The organism is Nocardia sp. NBC_00416 (assembly GCF_036032445.1).
Taxonomy (GTDB): Bacteria; Actinomycetota; Actinomycetes; order Mycobacteriales; family Mycobacteriaceae; genus Nocardia.
In genome coordinates this window covers 4367577-4387111 of record NZ_CP107932.1, presented here as the reverse complement: position 1 = coordinate 4387111, position 19535 = coordinate 4367577, and the positions used below count along the sequence as shown (strand labels likewise).

Sequence of the window (19535 nt, the reverse complement as noted above, 5' to 3'; positions counted from 1 at the left end):
GCCACCGGCCGTGGGGGAGGCCAAAGAGGTGACCGAGCAGGTCCGGGCGGCTCGGCAGCGGATGACCGGTACCCAGCGGCGGCAGCAGTTGATCGAGATCGGCCGGGCCCTGTTCGCCGAGCGCGGCTACGACGCCACCTCGATCGAGGAGATCGCGCAGCGCGCCCAGGTGTCCAAACCCGTCGTCTACGAGCACTTCGGCGGAAAAGAGGGGCTGTACGCCGTCGTCGTCGACCGTGAGATGTCGATGTTGCTCGACATGATCACCTCCTCGCTCACCAACAACAGATCCCGGGTCCGGCTCGAACAGGTGGCGCTGGCGCTGCTCACCTATATCGAGCAGCGCACCGACGGATTCCGCATCCTGGTGCGGGACCAGCCCGTCTCCTCCACCGACGGCCGCTACTCGAGCCTGCTCAACGAAGCGGTCAACCAGGTGGCGCACCTGCTCGGCGGAGACTTCGAACGCCGCGGCTTCGATATCAGCCTGGCCGGCCTGTACGCGCAAGCATTGGTCGGGATGGTGGCCACCACCGCCACCTGGTGGCTCGACGTGCGGAGTCCGTCGAAGGAAGTCGTCGCCGCGCATCTGGTCAACCTGTGCTGGAACGGCCTGAGCCACCTGGAAGCCGACCCCCAGCTCAGTTCGGAATGGCCCGCCATCACCGGGCCGCCGCCGGCGAACTCCCCGGGCGGGCAGCGAAGTTCGGATAACCACGGATGAACTGCGCCGAACCAGGGTGGCCCGGCGAATCGAGAGACGCAGCGAACACTGATGGTACGGTTCACCCATCCTTTGGGTGCTGTTCGGGCGGTCTACTTCGACAATGTCGGTCTACTTCAGGATGGCTGGTTATCGGTATGACAGGCGGAGCTGATGGCTAGGCAAGCGCGCGCGGAGATCACTCGCGATTCCGTGCTGGCGGGCGCTGCCGACGTCTTTCTGCGCTTGGGCTACGCCAACGCGAGCCTCAGCGAGATCATCGCGCAGTCCAATGTGACCAAGGGCGCCTTGTACTTTCACTTCGGGTCCAAGGAAGAACTGGCCCGCGCCGTGGTCGATCAGGGCAACGAGCGACTCGTCGCATCCTGCAAAGGATTCTTCGACTCCCGAGTCCCGGCACTGGAAGCGGCGATAGGGATCACCTATGTGGTGGCCGACCTGTCGATGAACGACCCGATGGTCGGCGCCATGCTCAAACTCACCCACCAGATCGGCGACTACCGCGGCGCGAACGGCGACAATATCGCCAAAACCTGGGGCGAGACCTACCGGCTCCTGTCCGAACGCGCGATCACCCAGGGCGACCTGCTGCCCGAGCTGGACCCGGAGACGATCGGCCTGCTGCTGTACGGGCTCACCACCGGCATCCACATCGTCGCGGTGGGCACCGAATCGGTCGATCAGATGGCCGCCCGGATGGAACGGGCCTGGTATTTCATACTCCCGTCGATCGTCCCCGACGACAAGATCGCCTATTTCCGGGAGTTCGCGGCCCGGCGGTTGCGTCGGTACGTGCCGTAATTTTGGCCCCGCCTTCGGCGGGTCGGGTCGGGGCCCTCGTCAACCCCGGGTCTTCACTCCGCCGCTCAGTCGCTGCGCTCCTTCGCTCTGTCGCTCCAGAACCGGGGCGGGCCCCGACTGTGTTTGATTGCGCCGCCTTCGGCGGCGCGGGTCGGGGCCCTATCAACCCCGGTTCTTCACTCCGGCGCTCAGTCGCTGCGCTCCTTCGCTCTGTCGCTCCAGAACCGGGGCGGGCCCCGACCACGGAATGCTGGCCTTGTGAGGTGGGGTGAGTGATTTGTGGAGGTTGGCACACCCCTGTGGGGAGGGGCGGAGGTTGTGCTGCCCTCGGTCAACAGGATCGGTGACAAGGTCTGCCTGTGCGGACGGGTCGGCGATGGTCCGGGAGGTCCGTACGCGACGTAACCGCTCGGCGCCGAGTCCAGCGAGGCACTTAATGGGTTGAGGCCCGTCCCGGCGTTCAGCCCTCGAAAGCGCATGAGGCGAAGCCTCGAGTCTCGAGGGCTGAACGCCGGGACGGGCCTCAACCCCCGCGACGCCGCAGGCGGCGCAAATAAACACAGACCTTCGCGAGCAACCCCACTCCTCGCCTTCGCGAGCAACCCCACTCCTCGCCTTCGTGCGCCGGCCCACCCGACCCCCGCCGGCCCACCCGACCCGCCTTGCCCACACCCACCGTCGCCTGCCGGCCCGGTCGCACCCCGCCCCCCCGGGAACCCGCTCGGTCCCCGCCCGACTCCTCGTGACCAGCGAGGTACCCTTTCCGGTCCCCTCGTCCCGGGCCGGGGGCTCGTCGATACACTCGGCTGGCCCGGTGGAATCGCTTTCGTTCGGCGTTCAGGAGAGAACATGTCTGCCCCTCGTCCACCACTGGCGGGACTGGCCGCGGCGGCCGGTGCCGATACCGCGTTGCGGACGGTTTCCGGGATGCTCGGGCGGTCGCCGGTGGAGTTGGTGGCGCCGGCCGCGGTGCGGTCGTTCGTCGCGGCGACCATGGCCGCGCAGCGGCCGGTGGTGGTGGTGACCGCGACCGGCCGGGAAGCCGATGATCTGACTGTCGAGCTCAGCGAGATGCTGGGGGCGGCGGTGGCGCAGTTCCCGTCCTGGGAGACGTTGCCGCACGAGCGGCTGTCGCCGGGGGCCGATACGGTCGGGCGACGGCTCGAGGTGTTGCGGCGGCTGGCTCATCCCGAGGATTCGGTCTTCGCGGAACCGCTGCGGGTGGTGGTGACCACGGTGCGGTCGTTGATGCAGCCGATGGCGAGCGGGTTGGGCGATATCGAGCCGATCGTGTTGCGGATCGGCGGGGAAGCCGATTTCGACGAATTGGTCTCGCGGCTGGTCGAATTCGCGTACACGCGGGTGGACATGGTCGGCAAGCGTGGTGAGTTCGCGGTGCGCGGCGGCATTCTGGACGTGTTCCCGCCGACCGCGGACCATCCGGTCCGGGTGGAGTTCTGGGGCGACGAGATCACCGAGCTGCGGTCGTTCTCGGTGGCCGATCAGCGTTCGCTCGGGGAAACCTCGGTCGACGTCGTGGTCGCGCCGCCGTGCCGGGAACTGTTGCTCACCGCCGCGGTGCGGGAGCGGGCCGCGGCGGTGGCGGCGGCGAACCCGGCGGACGCGGCGCTGGTCGAGATGCTGGCGAAACTGGCCGAGGGCATTCCGGTGGAGGGGATGGAGGCGCTGCTGCCGGTGCTGCAACCGGGGGAGTTGCGGCTGCTCACCGAGCTGTTGCCCGACTCCACCCATCTGCTGGTGTGCGACCCGGAGAAGGTCCGTACCCGGGCGGCCGACCTGATGCGTACCGGGGAAGAGTTTCTGGAAGCGTCGTGGACCGCGGCGTCGTTCGGCGGGGCGGCGCCGCTGGGTGCGCACGGTCTGGATCTCGCGGCCTCGGCGTATCGCCCGCTGACCGATATCCGCGCCAGCGCCGATCAGCGGGAACTGCCGTGGTGGACGTTGAGCCCGTTGTCGGCGGGCGACCCGTCGGAGGTGGTCTTGCCGGTACAGTCCGGGCCCACCGCGCGCGGATCCGACGAGTTGGTCGCGACGATCTTCGCGTCGTTGCGGGCCCATGTCACGACCGGTGGTCGCGCGGTGGTCGTGCTGGCGGGCCACGGCACCGCGCAGCGCACACTGGAACGACTCGGCGAGGCGGAGGTTCCGGCCGCGGTGCTGCCGGCCGGCGAGGAGCCCGCGCCGGGCGTGGTGGGGGTGCTGTGCGGTTCGCTGCACGACGGGGTGATCTTCGGGGACGCGGGCTTGGTGGTGGTCGCGGAATCCGATCTGACCGGTAACCGGGTGACGGCCCCGGGCGACGGGAAACGGCTGCCCGCCAAACGCCGCAACCAGGTGGATCCGCTGGCATTGAACGCCGGGGACATGGTCGTGCACGACCAGCACGGGATCGGCCGGTTCGTGGAGATGATCGAGCGCACGGTGGGCGGCGCGCGGCGCGAATATCTGGTGATCGAGTACGCGCCCGGTAAACGCGGCCAACCCGGGGACCGGTTGTTCGTACCGATGGAATCGCTGGACCAGTTGTCCCGGTATGTGGGTGGGGAACTGCCGAGCCTGTCGAAACTGGGCGGGGCGGACTGGGCGAACACCAAGCGCAGGGCCCGCAAAGCGGTTCGGGAGATCGCCGGCGAGCTGGTGCAGCTGTATGCCGCCCGGCAGGCCGCCCCCGGTCATGCTTTCGGCCCGGACACGCCGTGGCAGCGGGAGATGGAGGACGCGTTCGTCTTCACCGAGACCGTGGATCAGCTCACCGCCATCTCCGATGTGAAGGCGGATATGGAGAAGGCGGTCCCGATGGACCGGGTGGTCTGCGGTGATGTCGGGTACGGCAAAACCGAGATCGCTGTGCGCGCCGCGTTCAAGGCAGTGCAGGACGGCAAGCAGGTGGTGGTGCTGGTGCCGACCACACTGCTGGCCCAGCAGCATCTGCAGACTTTCACCGAACGTCTCGCCGGGTTCCCGGTCACGGTGAAGGGGCTGTCCCGGTTCACCGACCCCGCGGAATCGCGGGAAGTGCTCGCGGGCATGGCCGAGGGCGAGGTCGATATCGTGGTCGGCACGCACCGGCTGTTGCAGACGGGGGTGCGCTGGAAGAACCTCGGGCTGGTCATCGTGGACGAGGAGCAGCGTTTCGGGGTGGAGCACAAGGAACACATCAAGGCGCTGCGTACCCACGTGGACGTCCTGACCATGTCCGCGACCCCGATCCCGCGCACGTTGGAGATGAGTCTGGCCGGTATCCGCGAGATGTCGACCATCCTCACCCCGCCCGAGGAACGCCATCCGGTGCTGACCTATGTCGGCGGTTACAACGACAAACAGGTCACCGCGGCGATTCGGCGCGAGCTGCTGCGCGACGGCCAGGTGTTCTATGTGCACAACCGGGTGTCGTCGATCGAGAAGGCGGCCGCGCGGATCCGGGAGCTGGTTCCCGAGGCCCGGGTCGTGGTGGCGCACGGCCAGATGAACGAGGACACTCTGGAACGCACCGTCCAGGGATTCTGGCAGCGCGAATACGACGTGCTGGTGTGCACGACGATCATCGAGACCGGCCTGGATATCTCCAACGCCAATACTCTGATCGTGGAACGCGCCGATGCGCTGGGTCTTTCTCAGCTGCACCAGTTGCGGGGCCGGGTCGGGCGCAGCCGGGAACGCGGCTACGCCTACTTCCTGTATCCGGGGGAGAAACCGCTCACCGAAACCGCCTACGACCGGCTCGCCACCATCGCGCAGAATTCCGATCTCGGGGCCGGCATGGCCGTGGCCATGAAGGATCTGGAAATCCGCGGTGCGGGCAATGTGCTCGGCGCCGAACAGTCGGGCCATGTGGCGGGCGTGGGTTTCGACCTGTACGTACGACTCGTCGGCGAAGCGGTGGAGGCATACCGGGCGGCCGCCGACGGGAAACCGATCACCACCGAGGAGACCAAAGAGGTCCGGATCGACCTACCGGTGGACGCGCATATTCCGCCCGATTACATCGCCAGCGACCGGCTGCGGCTGGAGGCCTACCGCAAACTCGCTGCCGCTCACGACGATCCGGCGCTGGCGGCGGTGGTCGAGGAACTCGTGGACCGGTACGGGCCGCTGCCCGTCGAAGTGGGCCGGTTGGTCTCGGTGGCCAAACTGCGGCTGCTGGCGCGCGAGTACGAGGTCGCCGAGATCGCGGTGACCGGTACGACGGTGAAGATCTCGCCGCTGTCGCTGCCCGATTCGAAACAGATGCGGCTCAAGCGGATATACCCGAGCGCGACCTACCGCGCCGCCAGTGGGGTGGTCCAGTTGCCGCTGCCGCGGGTGCGCGACAGTGTGGGCGCCGACCGGCTGCGCGACGTCGTGCTGCTGCAGTACCTGGCGGATCTGCTGCTCGCGCTGGACGGAAAGGCCGCCGGCGCTGTGGACCTCACTGTGGCGACCGAGGTGTCCACGGCGCGATGACGTCTGTTCCTCCATCCGGCGCCGCCGGTGACGACCACGTGTCCCGGCCAGAACCCGAGATGCTCGAATCGGAAACAGCCACCGTGGCGGCGGGGTTGGCCGAGGCGGTCGAGGTGATGGACCGGCTGTGGCGGTTCGGTGGCTGGGAGGTCACCCAGACCCACGATTCGCTGCGTCCGTACCTGCTGGAGGAGACCTACGAACTGCTCGACGCGATCCAGCACGAGGACACCGGGACCATCCGCGAGGAACTGGGTGATCTTCTGCTGCAGGTGCTGTTCCATTCGCGAATCGCGGAGGCCGCGGGGGAATTCACCATCGACGATGTGGCCGCCGCGCTGGTGGCCAAACTGGTGAACCGCAGCCCGCATCTGTCCGGGGAGGCGGCGGCGTTCGGCTTCGACTCCGCAGCGTCGGTGACGGACAAGGTCGCCGCGCAGGAAAAAGCTTGGGAAGAGCGTAAATCCGTGGAGAAGGCCCGGCGGTCCTGCCTGGACGGTATCGCCATGGCACAGCCCGCGTTGGCGCTGGCGGAGAAGGTCCGATCTCGCAGTGCCCGGGCCGGGCTACCGGACGAGCTGATCCCGGAGAGCCTTCGCGTGATCCGGCTGGGCGGCCCGGAGAGCGCGGAAGAAAGCTTGCGCAAGCAGACCCTCGCCTTCGCCGCGACGATCCGTCGGGCGGAGGACGCCGCCGAAGCCGCCCGGGAGGCGCGCCTGCCGCTGTCCGCCGCGGACTGGCGCAGGTACTGGTCGGCCGAGCGCCGCCTCGATCACCGACCGTGACATTCGCGAGAAACGCATCCGCCTGGGGCCGAGTTCAGCTGGGCCGCCGAGGGTTCGGCCTGTTCGGCGTTTCAGCGCTCGAAGCGCACGTGCCGCAGGTGCGCGTCCCGAGGGCGCAACGCGGGATCCCGGGGCCGGCCCCTGTGCGCGTCGGCGCGCGGATCAGACATTGACTCCGTAGTCGCGCGCTATACCCGCCAGACCCGAGGCGTAGCCCTGGCCGATCGCGCGGAACTTCCATTCACCCTGCCGGCGATAGAGCTCGCCGAACACCATGGCGGTTTCGGAGGAGGCGTCCTCGGACAGGTCGTACCGGGCCAGTTCGGCGCCGGTGTTCAGATCGGTTACGCGGATATAGGCGTTGCGGATCTGGCCGAAGGACTGGCCGCGCTGGTCGGCGTCGTGAATGGATACCGGGAAGAAGATATTGGTGATCGTTTCGGGCGTATTCGCCAGATCGACATTGATCACCTCGTCGTCACCATCGCCCTCACCGGTCAGATTGTCGCCGGTGTGTTCGATGGAGCCCTCCGGTGAGCGGAGGTTGTTGTAGAACACGAAATGCTGGTCCGAGAGAACCTTCAGGCTCGGGCCGGTCGCCAGGGCGCTGGCGTCCAGGTCGTAATCGGCGCCCATGGTGGTGCGCACATCCCAGCCGAGGCCGACGGCGATCTTGGTCAGGTTGGGGGCCTGTTTGGACAGCGAGACATTTCCGCCCTTGGCCAGGTTGACGCTCATGATCTCCTTCCCGCGGCGCCCCTGGCGCCCGACTGGCTGAGCGCCTTGGGCGCCCGACTGGTTCGATGCCCTGGGACGCCGACCGGATTCGACGCCTGGGCGCCCGTCAGGTATGAAGCTGGGGTTCCCGACCGGTTCGGCGCGCCGCGCCCCCGACCTCAGTTCTTCTCTTCGTTCTCCGCCCAGGACTTCAATATCGAGACCCGATGTTCGAGGGCGTGCAGTTCGCTGTCGTCGAGGATGGTGCGCTGGATACCCTGGGCGACCGCGAAGGCCGACTGCCGATGGTCGTCGATAACGTCCACGTCCAGGCGGACCGCCACATAGTCGGCGGCGCCGGGCATCTCCTCGGCGATGACCTTCGCCGAACCCCGGGCGCACAGGGCCACGTTCCCGCCGCCGAGGATCAGCAGCGCGACCTGCGGCCGCTCCCGGAGTCGGGCCAGCGATCCGCGATCGAATTTGAGGCTCAGCAGGATTCGCCGATCACCGGCGCGGACCGGCCAGGAGACCGGGATGGCGTGTGGCGCCGGATCGGTGGTGACCAGGACCGCGATCGTCTCCTGCGGCCATTCCGGCAGCGCTTCCAGTTCGGGATGGTCGGCCGCGGTGCTTTCCGCGGGACTGATTCCGGCTGCCATATCGTCCCCTCCTGGATCGACGTGGCGCGGCGGAAGAATGCCGCACCGTGCACCAGTCTAGAGGTCGGCGCGGACGCGCGCCGGGGAAGTACCCGGTCCTACCTGCGCCGGAACGCGCTGCCGCCGACCGCAATCCGGGTGCCTGGAGCAAGGGAGACCTCAGAACGCAAGGTCAGCAAGGCCCTTCGGGCGTGGTGCGGTCTGGTGGGGGTGTATCGGTCCGCGGTGGACCGGGCTCCGCTCGGATCAGGCGGTGGCCAGGACATCCGAGTCGGTCCGGACCCAGGTCCGGCCCATCGCGGCGGGCGCGATCTCACTGGACGCGTCGTGGCGGGCGTGGTCGCCGAGCTGCGTGCCGCCGAGTGCGGCCAGTTTCGCGGCGGCGATCTCCCCGCCCCGGTTGAAGGTGTTGTCGTAGACCGAATCGCCCAGTCCGAACACCGCGAACCGCAGACCGGTCAGATCCGGGCGGCGCGTGTCCAGGGCGGCGAACCGGGCCACGCCTTCCGCTCGAAAACTTTGGAGAGGCAATCCTAACTTACGGTCTGCGTCGGGCGGGGAGCCAGCAGTGCGTCCTGCTGGTCGAGCAGGCTGAAGTACTTGCGCAGCATCAGGCCCGCGGTGGCGGCCAGGCCCGCGGTGAGCCCCCACCAGACCCCGGCGGCGCCCAAGCCGGCCGGAAAGGCCAGCACCAGGGCGGTGGGCAGGCCGACCATCCAATAGCCCACGACCGATAAGCGGAAACCGGCATCGGTGGCCTGTAATCCGCGCAGCAGTCCGGTGCCGATGTTCTGGGCCGCGTCGACGAACTGCAGCACGATACCGATCAGCAGCAGCGAGCGTGCCACCTCGAGGGTCGCGGCATCGGCGGGGTCGAGGAAAGGACGCAACACCAGGTCGGGCACGAAGGCGTAGGCCAATCCGGTGCCGACGGCGACCACCCCGGCGAACCGCAGTGCGAGCCGGGCCAGGCTGCGGGCATGCGCGGTCTCGTCCCTGGCGACGCTGTGACTGACCAGGATCGATGCGCCGTGCGAGATGCCGATTGCGATCTGGAAAACGATGTAGATCACCTGGTACACGACATTGTGGGCGGCCAGCGCCGCCGGCCCCAGTGCACCCATGACCAGCGCGAGCACCGAGAACATCCCGGCCTCGGAACCGTAGGTGAGGGCGATCGGCGTGCCCAGCCGGAGTTCGTGGCGCACTGTCGCCGCGCGCACCGGCCACGGACGGATCGGGAGGGTGCGGCCGAGTTCGGGATCGCGCCGCACCATCGTCCAGAACACCGCGAACATGAGCAGGAAGACCAGCGATGTCGCGACCCCGACGCCGGTGAGGCCGAGGGCGGGCAGTCCGGCCCAGCCGTGGATCAACGCCAAGGCCAGCCCCAGGTTGACCGCGATGGAACCCAGGGTCACCAGCAACAGCCCCTGGGGCCGTTGCATCCCGACGGTGTACTGCCGCAGCACCTGGAACCACAGGCAGGGCAGGAGGCCGGGGGCCAGCGCGACCATGAGCGGTCTGGCGTCGGCGAGTACCCCGGCGTCCTGGCCGAGCCATGGCAACGACCAGCCCAGGCCGATGAGTATCGCGCCGCCGAGCAGGCCGGCGGCGGTGGCGATCAGGAAACTGGACCGCACCACCTCGCGGATCTCGGGGTCGGGATCGGCGCCGCGTTTTCCGGCCGCGCCCACCGCGGCCGCGATCTGGTTGCCGCTGCCGGTGATCAACCCGACGCACATGGTGCGGATCTGGTTGAACAGCACCAGCGCGAGCCCGCCGGCCGCGACCGCGTGGACGCCGAGACTGCCCATCAGGGCGATATTGGTGGTGGAAACCGCGACCTGCGCGAGTTGCGTCAGGGCGATGGGGGCGGCCAGGGCGGCGAGCCGCCGGCTTTCGGGACGATATCGCGAGAGGGGTGTGCTGATCACCGGGCCCGCACCATAGTGTCCGAATCCTCCGTATGGTTGTGTTCGTCCGGTCGGTTGACGCGGACGGCGTGGGTATTCCCGGTGGCGGACTCGTTCAAAACTGCCGCACCCACCGGTCGGGCGCCCCGGTCCGCGGGAGCGTACCGGGTCAGCATGGCGTGCACATCACGTTCGGTCTCGGTATCGAGCAGGTCGCGGGCGGCCATCCAGTCGTCGTCGAAGACGGTGTCCAGGTACTTCTCGCCCCCGTCGCAGACGATGGTGACCACGGTGGAACCGGCCGGGAACTCCTCGAGCCGGGTGAGCGCCGCGTGGACCGATCCGCCCGCCGAACCGCCGAGCATGAGGCCGAGCCGACGTGACACAGCGCGGCAGGTCGCGAACGCGGCCCGGTCCGAGACCTTGACTCCTTCGTCGAGCAGGTCGTAGTCCACGGCGGTGCCGATAGTGGCGCCGGGCGGGGTGCCGGTGCCGGACTGCCAGTACGGCCCGCCCGGCCCGCCGAAGGCGATCGAGCCGACCGGCTCCACCCCGATCACTCGCGGAACGCAGCCCAGCTGGCGCAGCCGGGTCGCGGTGCCGAACAGCGAACCCCCGGTGCCGACCGCGGACAGCAGGATGTCCACCCGATCCACTTCCGCCAGTAATTCGTCGGCGACCGCGTAATAGCCGACCGCGTTGGCGTCGTTGTTGTGCTGTTCGGTGAAGAACGCGTCGGGATCCCCGGTCGCCATGGCCTCGGCATGGTCTTCACGCGCGGAGGTGGCGAGATCGTCATTGCCGTCCTCCGCCACGAAAACCAGCTCCGCGCCCATTGCCCGCATCGCCCGCAATTTGTCCTTACTCGCATGATGGTCGACCACAGCGGTGAAACGATAACCGCGTTCGGCGGCCACCACCGCGAGACCGAGTCCGGTATTTCCGGATGTGGATTCGATGATATGCCCGCCATCGCGCAGCAAACCCCGACGCTCCGCGTCGAGAACCATTTCCCGCGCCATCCGGATCTTGGCGGCGCCGGTGGGATTGAACTGTTCCAGCTTGAGCAGTAATCGGGTGCCGGACCCGGTGGCGGCCAATTCGAAGAGCGGGGTGCGGCCGATCAGGTCCGTGACACGGGTGACGAGGGACATGGCGGATCTCCTGGGCGTCGATATCGGGCAGTGCGGTGAGACCGGAGCTGACGGCCTCACGGACAGGGTTGATCGAGGGCCCAGCGATACCTGCCGCCCGGTGCTTCGGACAGCACCACCTTCGGCGGGAGGGGTAATTCGTGAAAGGGCGATTCGTTGGAATCCATCTGATATCCGGCGGTGTTCGGATAGATCAGCAGATCGCCGGGAACGGCTTCGCGGGGCAGCGGAATCCGGCGCCAGCTGAGCATGTCCGATTCGAGGCAGGTGGCGGCGCCGACGACCGTCGGGGTCGGGTCTCCCGGGTGGTCGGGCCACAGCACCGGGTCGGGGAGGTATTCGCTGTCGAACCACTGTTCGGAAAGGCTCAGACTCGTTCCGTCCACCGTCAGGATCCGGTACGGCTGCCCGTGCTCGTGGCGAGTCTTCCCGCCCTGCACCCGGAAGACCGTGCTGCCCGCGCGGTCCAGCAGGGCGCGACCCGGTTCGACGGCCAGGGTCGTATCGGTGCGCCGCAGTCGATCGGCGAGATCGCCGGTTCGCAGAATCGCGGTGAGCATCGCCGGACCGGGTTCGGGAAAGGAATACGGGTAGTACGACTCGAACGCTTTCCCGGAATGGAACCAGCGGCGGGTCGCCTGCTGCTGAAAAGCTGCCCAATCCGCGGCGGGGACATAGTCGACACCGAAACCGCCGCCGATGGAAATGATTCCGGCGGGGTGGCCGAGCGCCCGCGCGGCGCGACAGCGGTCGAGTAGTTGCGCGGCCAATTCGGCGCGGGGATCGGGATCGTATCCGGAGAGGTGGAAACTGAAGCCCTGTAGAGAAATCGACGGGAAGCCGGTTGCTTCGGAGGTCGCCAGATCGAGTTCGTCGGCCGACATTCCGAATCGACTGGCCGAGGCGGCGGGCAGCGCCCGCAGCAGCACCCGGACCGGGATATCCAGTGCGGACAGTCGTTTCAGCTCCCCGAGGCTGTCCACGGCTACCAGGCATCCGTGCCGGGCGGCGAGCCAGTGCAGCTCGTCGGATTTCTCGGGTCCGGTGACCAGCAATTCCGCACCGCGAATTCCCTGCCCCAGTGCGGCGGTGAGTTCGCCGGTGCTCGAGACATCGATACCCGCGCCCGCGGTGGCGCAGGCTCGCGCCACGCAGGCCGCCTTGTTGGCTTTCTTGCCGTAATAGACGATGCCGGAGATCCCGGCGTCGGCGAAAACCTGCTGGAATCCGCGAATATTGTCGATCACGCGCGGCGGATACATCAGATGGAACGGTCCGCGCACCGCGAAGGCGATATCGCCGAGCAGTTGCGGGTCGGCGAGGACCTGTTGTTCCCAGGGGTCGCGACGGGCGGGCACCGGGGCCGCGACGGTCCCCGCGCACCGGTCCGACGATCCGGGACCGGCTCCGGCGCGGGCGTCGGCTCCGGTCAGTCCCATAGCGACACCTCCGTGCCACGGCCCTCGGCGATCGCGCGTTCGGCCAGGGCGTGCGCCACCGCGATATCGGTGAGCACCAGACCGCTGTTGTAGACGAAGATCTTCTCGTCCGCCCGCTGCCGGGCCACAGCGCGCCGGCTCAGGATCTGCGGCAGTTCGGCGTCCACCCGGCGCAATTCGCCGTTCTCGTCGGCCATATCCGTCCCGGTCAACGCCATCTGCTCGGCGCTGGTGGCGACCACCCGGTCGGCGTCGCGCAGCGTGGAGGGCGCGAGGCCGTAACCCACCAGGACCACCACCGATCCCGGTTTCAGATGCTCGGATTCGATCGCCACCTCGGTACCGGGTCCGGCGGTCGCCAGGATCACGTCCGCGGTCCCCGCCGCGGCGAGGGGGTCGTCCACGTTCTCCAGCAGCGCGTGCGGCGCGTAGTCCGCGAGATGCCGGTGTACGGCCTCGATGCCTTCGGGATGAGTGCCGTACAGCATCAGCTTGCGCAGCTGCGGATTGGCGGCCAGCAGATGGGGGAGCGCATTGCGCCCCTGCGTTCCGGTGCCGATGAGCAACACGGTATCCGCGTCGCGGCGCAGCGTCTCCCGTACCAGCAGCGCTGATACCGCCGGGGTGCGCAGCGCACCCACCCGGGCGCAGTCCATCATGGCGATGGGTGCGCCTGTGGTGTCGTCGTACAGCGTGATGGTCGTGTAGTAGCGCTTGGTGATGCGGTCGTGACCCGGGTCGAACTTGTACGAGGTCTTCATGGCGACCACCCGGCGCCGTCCGTCGCGGCCCAGCATCGCGTAGGCGACCGACCAGCCGTCCGGATTGGCGACGCTGAGCTTGCGGGGGTTATCGGAATCACCCGCGGCCAGTGCGATATACGCTTCCTCCACCGCGCGGACCACCTCGGCCGGGGCCACCGGCACGTCGGCGAGATCGCCGCGGCTCAGGACACGCAGGGGGGTGGCTCGGTCACGTGTGCTCAACGGATCCTCGATCATCTACTGCACCGTTCCGCTCTGCCCGCGCCCGTCGCGCCGGTAGCGGCGCGAAGGGCGCGATGATCTGCTGACCGTATCCATTCTCCCTGGATTCGGTTGCGCGGCGCGGGCGTTCGGGTAGCCGAATGTTCACCCGCTTGAGCCAGCGGTCGGTGCCGTCGTAGCGCGGCGTGAACGGAACCCGGCCGTGAACTGCGACGTCGTTATCGATCAGGAGCAGTTCACCGGGTTGGAGACAGGCCAGTACGCAGACTCGTTCGAGTTCGGTTTCCAGCCGCTGGTAAGCCGCGCGGTAGGCCGGATCCGCCTCGTCCAAGGGGGTATAGGCCGGATCGAACCGCACTGTGAGCGCTTCGGATTCGTTGTCGCGGCCGGGTTCGCACCACAACGTGGGTACCGCGACCGCGGCCGCGCGGTCGAAATCCGATCCGTAGGAGACGTCGGGCAGGATCGGCAGCGTGGGTGTGCGCAGGGCGCGTCGCTCCGCTCCGGTCAGCTCGACCCTGCGCACCGAGGACACCGTGGTGCCCACCCGGTCGGCGTTGCGCAGGCAGCCCAGGACCAGCAGGTTCGCGCGCCGCGGATGGAAGGCGTCCTCGGAGTGCGGGCTCAGTAGAACAGTGCTGCTGGCCCCCGACTGTTCGAACTCGTGCCCGGCGGCGGGCACGATGTTGTTGACCAGCCGGCCGTCCTGTTGGCCGGCCCACCCGAACGGTTCACCGGCCGCGGCGGCCAGCAGCAGCATGGCGATATCCAGCTCGAACGAGCAGCCGGGGCGGGCGGGGTCGGCACTCCAGGCGGTCGCCGTCTGCCAATCCGGCGGGGTGGGACCGATTTCGTCGTCGCGCAGTGGCAGCCGTCGTAGTACGCATGCCCCGGCGGAGGTGGCCGGGGGGCGCAGCGCGGTGTGGATTTCCGCGGGGAGATCGGTCGCGCGGGTGCGGATCTGTTCTATCAACGCGGGGTCGGACAGGGTGCGCGCGGCCGCGTCCCGCCCGGGACCCAGTGTGAAGGCGATCTCCGCGGCCAGTTCACGCACCGCCTGTCCGGCGGCTTCGGGTAACTCACGGTGCTCGATATCTTCGATATTAGGTGGGTGAAGCGTCTTACGTTCGGAGAGAACGCTTTTCACCAAAATTCCCCTTCTCGGAATCGATGTTCGGAGTACCGGCGTGACGAGTCGATGGCGAAAGTAGTGCCTCCGCCGAGTAGTAGCAAGGGTTGCCTAACTACGGCGTGTGATAGTGGTCGGGTATTGCGCACTCAAAGTACAGGTGGGCGGATATGCGGCCGCCCGGCGTGCACGTCGCGGTGAGACGCAGAACACGGTAAGGCTAGCCTGCCCTTGCGGCAAAATCGGCGCGCCGCGCCGGGTAGCGAGAGTGCGGGTGCCGCAACGAATTACGGCGTCGCGGACCCCGCCGCGCCGGGGTCAGAGACTGTTCGCGAGCAGGGCGTACTGGGCCGCCGTCTTCTGCTGGATCTCGGCCTCGTCATCACTGGACACCACACCCACGTACCGCTTGTACGGTACGAAGCACCGGAACCGGTACTGGTGCTGTGGATCGCCCGTCGTATTGAGCTCGAGGCATTTCGCACCGGGAATATCGGTCGGCGCGGGACGGTCGTCGTACGCCTCGCCCGCCGATTCGATGAAACCGTCCATCAGGATCGGCGCGCCCGCCGGATCGCGGACCCGGGCCACCGAATTGCCGTCGGCGTAGGCGGTGCTCTCGAAACCGGATTCGTCGAGCAGCCGGGCGCGGGCCGGCTGGTCGTCGGCGGAGTTGATCAGATAGTTCGGACCGTAGACGGCGAATGTATCGGGATCGGGCGCCTGTCCCTTGCGATCGGCGACCACCACCCGGGACAGCAGATTCTCGGGATCGACCTGTAGATCCGCGATATCCGCGGTCGGGGTGGGCCGGAACCGGCCGAGCTGAGCGAGCTGGGCGGTGAGGGTCTTGTCCACCCAGGACACCAGATCCGCGCTGTCGGCCTTCGGCCGCTGGACGAACAGTGAGATCACGAATTCGTCCTCGGCCAGGAAAGCGCCCACATTGGCGACGCCGGGCCGCCAGTGCACCAGCGCGTCGGGATACTTCGCCGATTTCAGCCTGCGGTTGTCCCGCGAGACCCCGATATCCGCGTCCTCCAACTCCCGGGCCGCTCCGGTGGCGGCGGAGGTGTCCGGAAAACGTAGGGCCACCACCGTGATCGCGGTGGCGTCGGCTTCCGGACGGGTCTCACCTTCGGGATCGCCCTGATCGGCTCCGCTGGCCGCGTAACCGACCACCATCTTGCGGTGCTTCAGAACCGGTTCGGACACATTGGCCAGGAAATCGATTGCGGTCGCCGGGTCGGGCAGCACCTTCGAACCGCGGCCGAACTTCAGCGACGGATCGATCCGATCGGTGGTGACGACGGCCTCCGACATGCGGATCCCCTCCAGGATCGGGCCGTCTCCGCTCGCGTCCGCCGGATAACTGAACTTGTCGACCGGGAAGTCGCCGACCTCCAGGGTCCGCACGTCGATCTCCCCTGGGACGGGCGTCCCCACCTGAGCGCTACATCCGGACAGGCCGGCCGCCACGAGAGCGACGATGGCGGTGACGGTTCCGGCACGCCATATCCGAACCATGGGCTGGCCCCCGTTCCGATCGAAGCTGCGGTGTCGAAGTTACCCGACGCACAGCGATCTCGGCGAGGGCCGGCGGGTGCCCGTGCCATACCCTGGTCTGGTGGCAGGCGAACCGCGGCGCGACTCCGACGAAGGCTGATCCCGATGCGGGATCAGCAGGTCGAGGTGGTCGCCGGTCGGCATGCGGCGGCGCGGGTCGCGGGGGCGGTGGTGCTGGTCGCGCATCGCGGAGAGGGCCGTCCCACCGCGGAGTCCGCCGCGATGCGGGCACTGGTGGCCCTGGCCGAACTGGTGCACGAGGCCGCCGGGCGGGATCCCGACGGTCCCGGTGCGTCGATCGCCCGGACAGCGACCAGATGGCTCATGGCCCGACCGGAGCGGACCAGCCCCGGGACCGCGGTAGATTTCGGCATTCTGTCCGCCGCCGGACCGGGTCGGGTGGCCCTTTTCCTGCACGGCGCGGTCACCGCGGTGCTCGACGGCGACCGGACAGAGTACTTCCACGGTCGGGACGCCGTGTTCACCGTCGACCGGACCACGGTGGCGCCGGCTCACGCGGTCGCACTGTTCGTCGACGGGTCGGCAGATCCCGACGAGGACGCCCGTCCGGTGCTGCCCCCGGCCCGCGGGATCGGACGCCTGGTGGAGGGAATCGCCGAGGCCGGTGGGGTGATCGTCTGGTCCCCGCCTGCTTCGGACGGGGTGTCGCCGGATCGGCGACCGGTTCCGGCGGGGACCGCGGAATCCGAGCGGACCGGGGCGACCGCGCGAACCCCGAGTGATACGCCGGACCGGAAGTCATCGCTGGTGGATCCGGACGCCGTACCGACCGCGGTGTCGACTCCACTGCTGGACACCGTCGAGCTGTCCGAACGAGGGAGCAGGCCCACCGCCGCCGCGGCGGGTGATCCGGGCCCCGCGGACGGTTCCCCGGGGCCGGGTCCGGACACCGATCCCCACCAGGCGGAGACCGAGATCAGCGGGCGGCAGCGGCAGGGAGTCGGCGGCGGCCGTGAGGACACCGGGGATTCGCGGGCTGCCCGCGGCGCTGACGCCGGCGCGCGTCGGCTACCGGCGCATCCGACACCGCCGCTGCATCTACCGCAACCGCAGCTGGACGGACCGCCCGCCCGCGGCACGCCGCCCCTGGACCCCGAACTGCGCCGCCGGACCGAGGCGACCACGAAGGGCACCGCGCGCACCGTGAAGGTCATGGGATTCAAGTGTGCGCGGGCCCATCCCACCGACCCGCGCGCGGCGTTCTGCAGTGTGTGCGGAATGCCGGTGGATCAGACCCAGCCGCTCATCGAAGTAGTGCGCCCGCCCCTGGGCATCCTGGTACTCGACGACGGCGCCACCTATCTCGTCGACACCGATTCGGTCCTGGGTCGCGACCCGGAACATTCCGAGCCGGCGCGACGCGGACTCCACCCGCTCCAGGTGCTCGACAATTCCGGCGGAATGTCGCGTGCGCACGCCGAACTCCTGCTGGTCGACTGGGATGTGACGGTGGTGGACCGGGGTTCCACCAACGGCACCCGCACCCGGGCCGCGGGGTACCGGGAATGGGTGCGTATCCCGCCGAATCAGCCGGTCGTGCTTGTTCCGGGGACGGAGATCCTGATCGGCAACCGGATGCTGCGCTACGAATCCGCCGCGCCGCCGCCCTTCGGTCAGTGAGCGGAGCCTATTCGTACCGGGCGCTGCAGGTGGCCTCGCCGCCCAGCACCCCCGCGCGGAACGCGTCCACCCGGGAGAAACCGCTCGGCACGGTCTTACCCTCGACATCGCTCGCGGCCAGACCATCGGTCAACAGGCCGGACACCGCCTCGTCCAGATCGCCGGCCGCCAGCGTGATATCCCCTTCGGCACGTCCGGATTCCGCCAACTTCACTGTTGCGACACCGGACAGGCAGGCGGCTCGCAGGCCCGTTTTCGCACCGACCAGATCCTGGTCGCGGCTCTTCTGCACCGACAGGGTGTAGCGCGAGATGAACACCACGTAGCCGTTGTAGTCGCCGGTGACCTTCACCGGCAGCGGCACATCGGCGTCATCGGTGGCGGTGCCCCGCTCCGCGAGTCCGGTGATATTGGTGGCGATCGTGTTGTTCGCCGGGCAGTAGGTGACCGGTTCGGTGGAAACCCCGTCACTGCACGCTATTTCGGCTCCGTCGTAGGAGTAGGTCGGTTCCCGCGGCGTCGGCAGGATGACCGACAGCGCCTTGCTCAGTTCGACCAGACTCTGCTCGGTGATCTCGAACTCCCCCGAGGCGCCGTCGAAAGTCTGCGGCAGATCTCCCCGCCGCTGTTCGATCTCGTCCATATCGATCCCCTTGCACCCCTTGGCGCCGTCGGTGAAACCGATCTGCACGGCCGAGACCCGTTCGAAGGCCGAACCGTGCACGCTCTCGGGGTCGTCGGGGTCCGAGTCGCGGATCGCCACCGTCGCGGCGAGCACCGAATTCAATCCGTCGGAGGTGTTGATGGTGAAGTAGTCCGATTTGCCTTCCGCCACCCAGCGCATGTACGCGCCGGCGAAACAGTCGGCCTGCTGCTCCTTGACGATCACCGGGTCGTCGCGTTCGACGATATCGGCGTTGTTCTGGATCGCGTGCCCGTACTCGTGCGCGATCACCATCACCACGGCCATCTGGCCGAAGGTCTCGGTCATGGTGGGCAGCAGCAGCGCCCGGTCCCAGCCGATGGAATTGTCCAGGCGGCAGTAGGCGGCGTTGACCATACGATAGGTCGATTCGGTGCAGAACTCGCGGGATTCCCGCCGCGAATCCCGGGCACTCCAGGAGATGAGCTTGTCCACCGGTTCGAACTCACCCTCGAACTCGGCGCCGTAGTGCTGCTCCCAGTAGGCCTGCACATCGGTGACGGCATTGAGCGCCAGGGCGTCGACCTCGCCGCCGTCGCCGTTCTCCGCCTTCAGCTCGGTCGGCGGGACGTTCTCGCGCGGACCGCTCGGACCGCTGGTGGTCGGCAGACCGGCGACCTGAAAGGGGTTGTCGTAGATCGAGACCGCCCGGCCGTCCACCGAACGGGTACACCCGGTGACCAGCAGCAGTGCGCACAATGTCCAGACGACGACAGCGACGGCACGAAGTTTCGGCATGGATCCTCCCCCAATTCGGCCGGTTCGGGTGCTGTAATTCCCTCCGGAGCCGTGAGCTCACCCCTCGATCAGGGGCACCTCCGATGCCCGGGTAATGGAATAGTATCCGC

The 19535-nt window shown here is 68.2% G+C and carries 15 protein-coding genes; 5 read left to right on the top strand and 10 right to left on the bottom strand.

From position 1 onward, the window contains the following. The first annotated feature begins 61 nt into the window (after window positions 1–61). The 4 genes from OG804_RS18795 (at window position 62) to OG804_RS18780 (ending at window position 6774) form a co-directional block, all read left to right on the top strand. A complete protein-coding gene (locus tag OG804_RS18795) occupies window positions 62–724 on the top strand; it encodes a TetR/AcrR family transcriptional regulator (protein ID WP_328398521.1) in 663 nt (220 codons plus the stop codon). Between the two features lie 153 nt (window positions 725–877). After that, window positions 878–1525, top strand: coding sequence for a TetR/AcrR family transcriptional regulator (locus OG804_RS18790; RefSeq protein ID WP_328388268.1), 648 nt, complete (start codon window positions 878–880; stop codon window positions 1523–1525). An 849-nt stretch (window positions 1526–2374) separates the two neighbouring features. Further along, window positions 2375–5989, top strand: coding sequence for a transcription-repair coupling factor (gene mfd, locus OG804_RS18785; protein WP_328388267.1), 3615 nt, complete (start codon window positions 2375–2377; stop codon window positions 5987–5989). 59 nt (window positions 5990–6048) lie between these two features. Continuing rightward, the gene (locus OG804_RS18780) at window positions 6049–6774 is read left to right on the top strand and encodes a MazG family protein (RefSeq protein ID WP_328398519.1); all 726 of its coding nucleotides are present in this window, start codon (window positions 6049–6051) and stop codon (window positions 6772–6774) included. 162 nt (window positions 6775–6936) lie between these two features. Here the strand turns inward: OG804_RS18780 and OG804_RS18775 are convergent, their stop codons facing one another. The 9 genes from OG804_RS18775 to OG804_RS18735 all read right to left on the bottom strand — a co-directional run bounded on the left by OG804_RS18775 (window position 6937) and on the right by OG804_RS18735 (window position 16304). Beyond that, on the bottom strand, window positions 6937–7512 hold the full coding sequence (locus OG804_RS18775; RefSeq protein ID WP_328388266.1) for a TerD family protein: 576 nt from the start codon (window positions 7510–7512) through the stop codon (window positions 6937–6939). A 158-nt stretch (window positions 7513–7670) separates the two neighbouring features. Next, entirely contained in the window at window positions 7671–8153 is a 483-nt protein-coding gene (locus tag OG804_RS18770; RefSeq protein WP_328388264.1) for a pyridoxamine 5'-phosphate oxidase family protein, read from the bottom strand. 246 nt (window positions 8154–8399) lie between these two features. After that, complete coding sequence (locus OG804_RS18765) at window positions 8400–8654, bottom strand: flavodoxin domain-containing protein (protein WP_442941571.1); 255 nt, start codon at window positions 8652–8654, stop codon at window positions 8400–8402. A 32-nt stretch (window positions 8655–8686) separates the two neighbouring features. Continuing rightward, complete coding sequence (locus OG804_RS18760) at window positions 8687–10090, bottom strand: MATE family efflux transporter (protein ID WP_328388262.1); 1404 nt, start codon at window positions 10088–10090, stop codon at window positions 8687–8689. Then, on the bottom strand, window positions 10087–11223 hold the full coding sequence (locus tag OG804_RS18755) for a PLP-dependent cysteine synthase family protein (protein WP_328388260.1): 1137 nt from the start codon (window positions 11221–11223) through the stop codon (window positions 10087–10089). Before OG804_RS18755 ends, OG804_RS18760 begins: the two co-directional genes overlap by 4 nt. A gap of 56 nt (window positions 11224–11279) precedes the next feature. After that, window positions 11280–12662 carry an alanine racemase gene (locus tag OG804_RS18750; protein WP_328388258.1) on the bottom strand — a complete coding sequence of 461 codons (1383 nt, stop codon included), beginning with the start codon at window positions 12660–12662 and terminating at the stop codon, window positions 11280–11282. Further along, window positions 12653–13663: an ornithine cyclodeaminase family protein gene (locus OG804_RS18745; RefSeq protein WP_328388256.1), complete on the bottom strand. Its 1011-nt coding sequence runs from the start codon at window positions 13661–13663 to the stop codon at window positions 12653–12655. Before OG804_RS18745 ends, OG804_RS18750 begins: the two co-directional genes overlap by 10 nt. Beyond that, complete coding sequence (locus OG804_RS18740; RefSeq protein ID WP_328388254.1) at window positions 13635–14795, bottom strand: TauD/TfdA family dioxygenase; 1161 nt, start codon at window positions 14793–14795, stop codon at window positions 13635–13637. Before OG804_RS18740 ends, OG804_RS18745 begins: the two co-directional genes overlap by 29 nt. 300 nt (window positions 14796–15095) lie before the next feature. Continuing rightward, window positions 15096–16304: a DUF7373 family lipoprotein gene (locus tag OG804_RS18735; protein WP_328388251.1), complete on the bottom strand. Its 1209-nt coding sequence runs from the start codon at window positions 16302–16304 to the stop codon at window positions 15096–15098. Between the two features lie 144 nt (window positions 16305–16448). Here OG804_RS18735 and OG804_RS18730 point away from each other — a divergent pair, with 144 nt between their 5' ends. After that, complete coding sequence (locus tag OG804_RS18730; protein WP_328388249.1) at window positions 16449–17984, top strand: FHA domain-containing protein; 1536 nt, start codon at window positions 16449–16451, stop codon at window positions 17982–17984. Window positions 17985–17991: 7 nt separating this feature from the next. Here OG804_RS18730 and OG804_RS18725 read toward each other — a convergent pair whose 3' ends face one another. Then, complete coding sequence (locus OG804_RS18725) at window positions 17992–19425, bottom strand: metallopeptidase (RefSeq protein WP_328388247.1); 1434 nt, start codon at window positions 19423–19425, stop codon at window positions 17992–17994. Window positions 19426–19535 lie beyond the last annotated feature (110 nt).

Excerpts from the sequence above, each read along its gene's own strand:
- OG804_RS18795 (WP_328398521.1), top strand. The coding sequence starts at position 62 with ATGACCGGTACCCAGCGGCGGCAGCAGTTGATCGAGATCGGCCGGGCC.
- OG804_RS18790 (WP_328388268.1), top strand. The coding sequence starts at position 878 with ATGGCTAGGCAAGCGCGCGCGGAGATCACTCGCGATTCCGTGCTGGCG.
- mfd (WP_328388267.1), top strand. The coding sequence starts at position 2,375 with ATGTCTGCCCCTCGTCCACCACTGGCGGGACTGGCCGCGGCGGCCGGT.
- OG804_RS18780 (WP_328398519.1), top strand. The coding sequence starts at position 6,049 with ATGCTCGAATCGGAAACAGCCACCGTGGCGGCGGGGTTGGCCGAGGCG.
- OG804_RS18775 (WP_328388266.1), bottom strand. The coding sequence starts at position 7,512 with ATGAGCGTCAACCTGGCCAAGGGCGGAAATGTCTCGCTGTCCAAACAG.
- OG804_RS18770 (WP_328388264.1), bottom strand. The coding sequence starts at position 8,153 with ATGGCAGCCGGAATCAGTCCCGCGGAAAGCACCGCGGCCGACCATCCC.
- OG804_RS18755 (WP_328388260.1), bottom strand. The coding sequence starts at position 11,223 with ATGTCCCTCGTCACCCGTGTCACGGACCTGATCGGCCGCACCCCGCTC.
- OG804_RS18750 (WP_328388258.1), bottom strand. The coding sequence starts at position 12,662 with ATGGGACTGACCGGAGCCGACGCCCGCGCCGGAGCCGGTCCCGGATCG.
- OG804_RS18745 (WP_328388256.1), bottom strand. The coding sequence starts at position 13,663 with ATGATCGAGGATCCGTTGAGCACACGTGACCGAGCCACCCCCCTGCGT.
- OG804_RS18735 (WP_328388251.1), bottom strand. The coding sequence starts at position 16,304 with ATGGTTCGGATATGGCGTGCCGGAACCGTCACCGCCATCGTCGCTCTC.
- OG804_RS18730 (WP_328388249.1), top strand. The coding sequence starts at position 16,449 with ATGCGGGATCAGCAGGTCGAGGTGGTCGCCGGTCGGCATGCGGCGGCG.
- OG804_RS18725 (WP_328388247.1), bottom strand. The coding sequence starts at position 19,425 with ATGCCGAAACTTCGTGCCGTCGCTGTCGTCGTCTGGACATTGTGCGCA.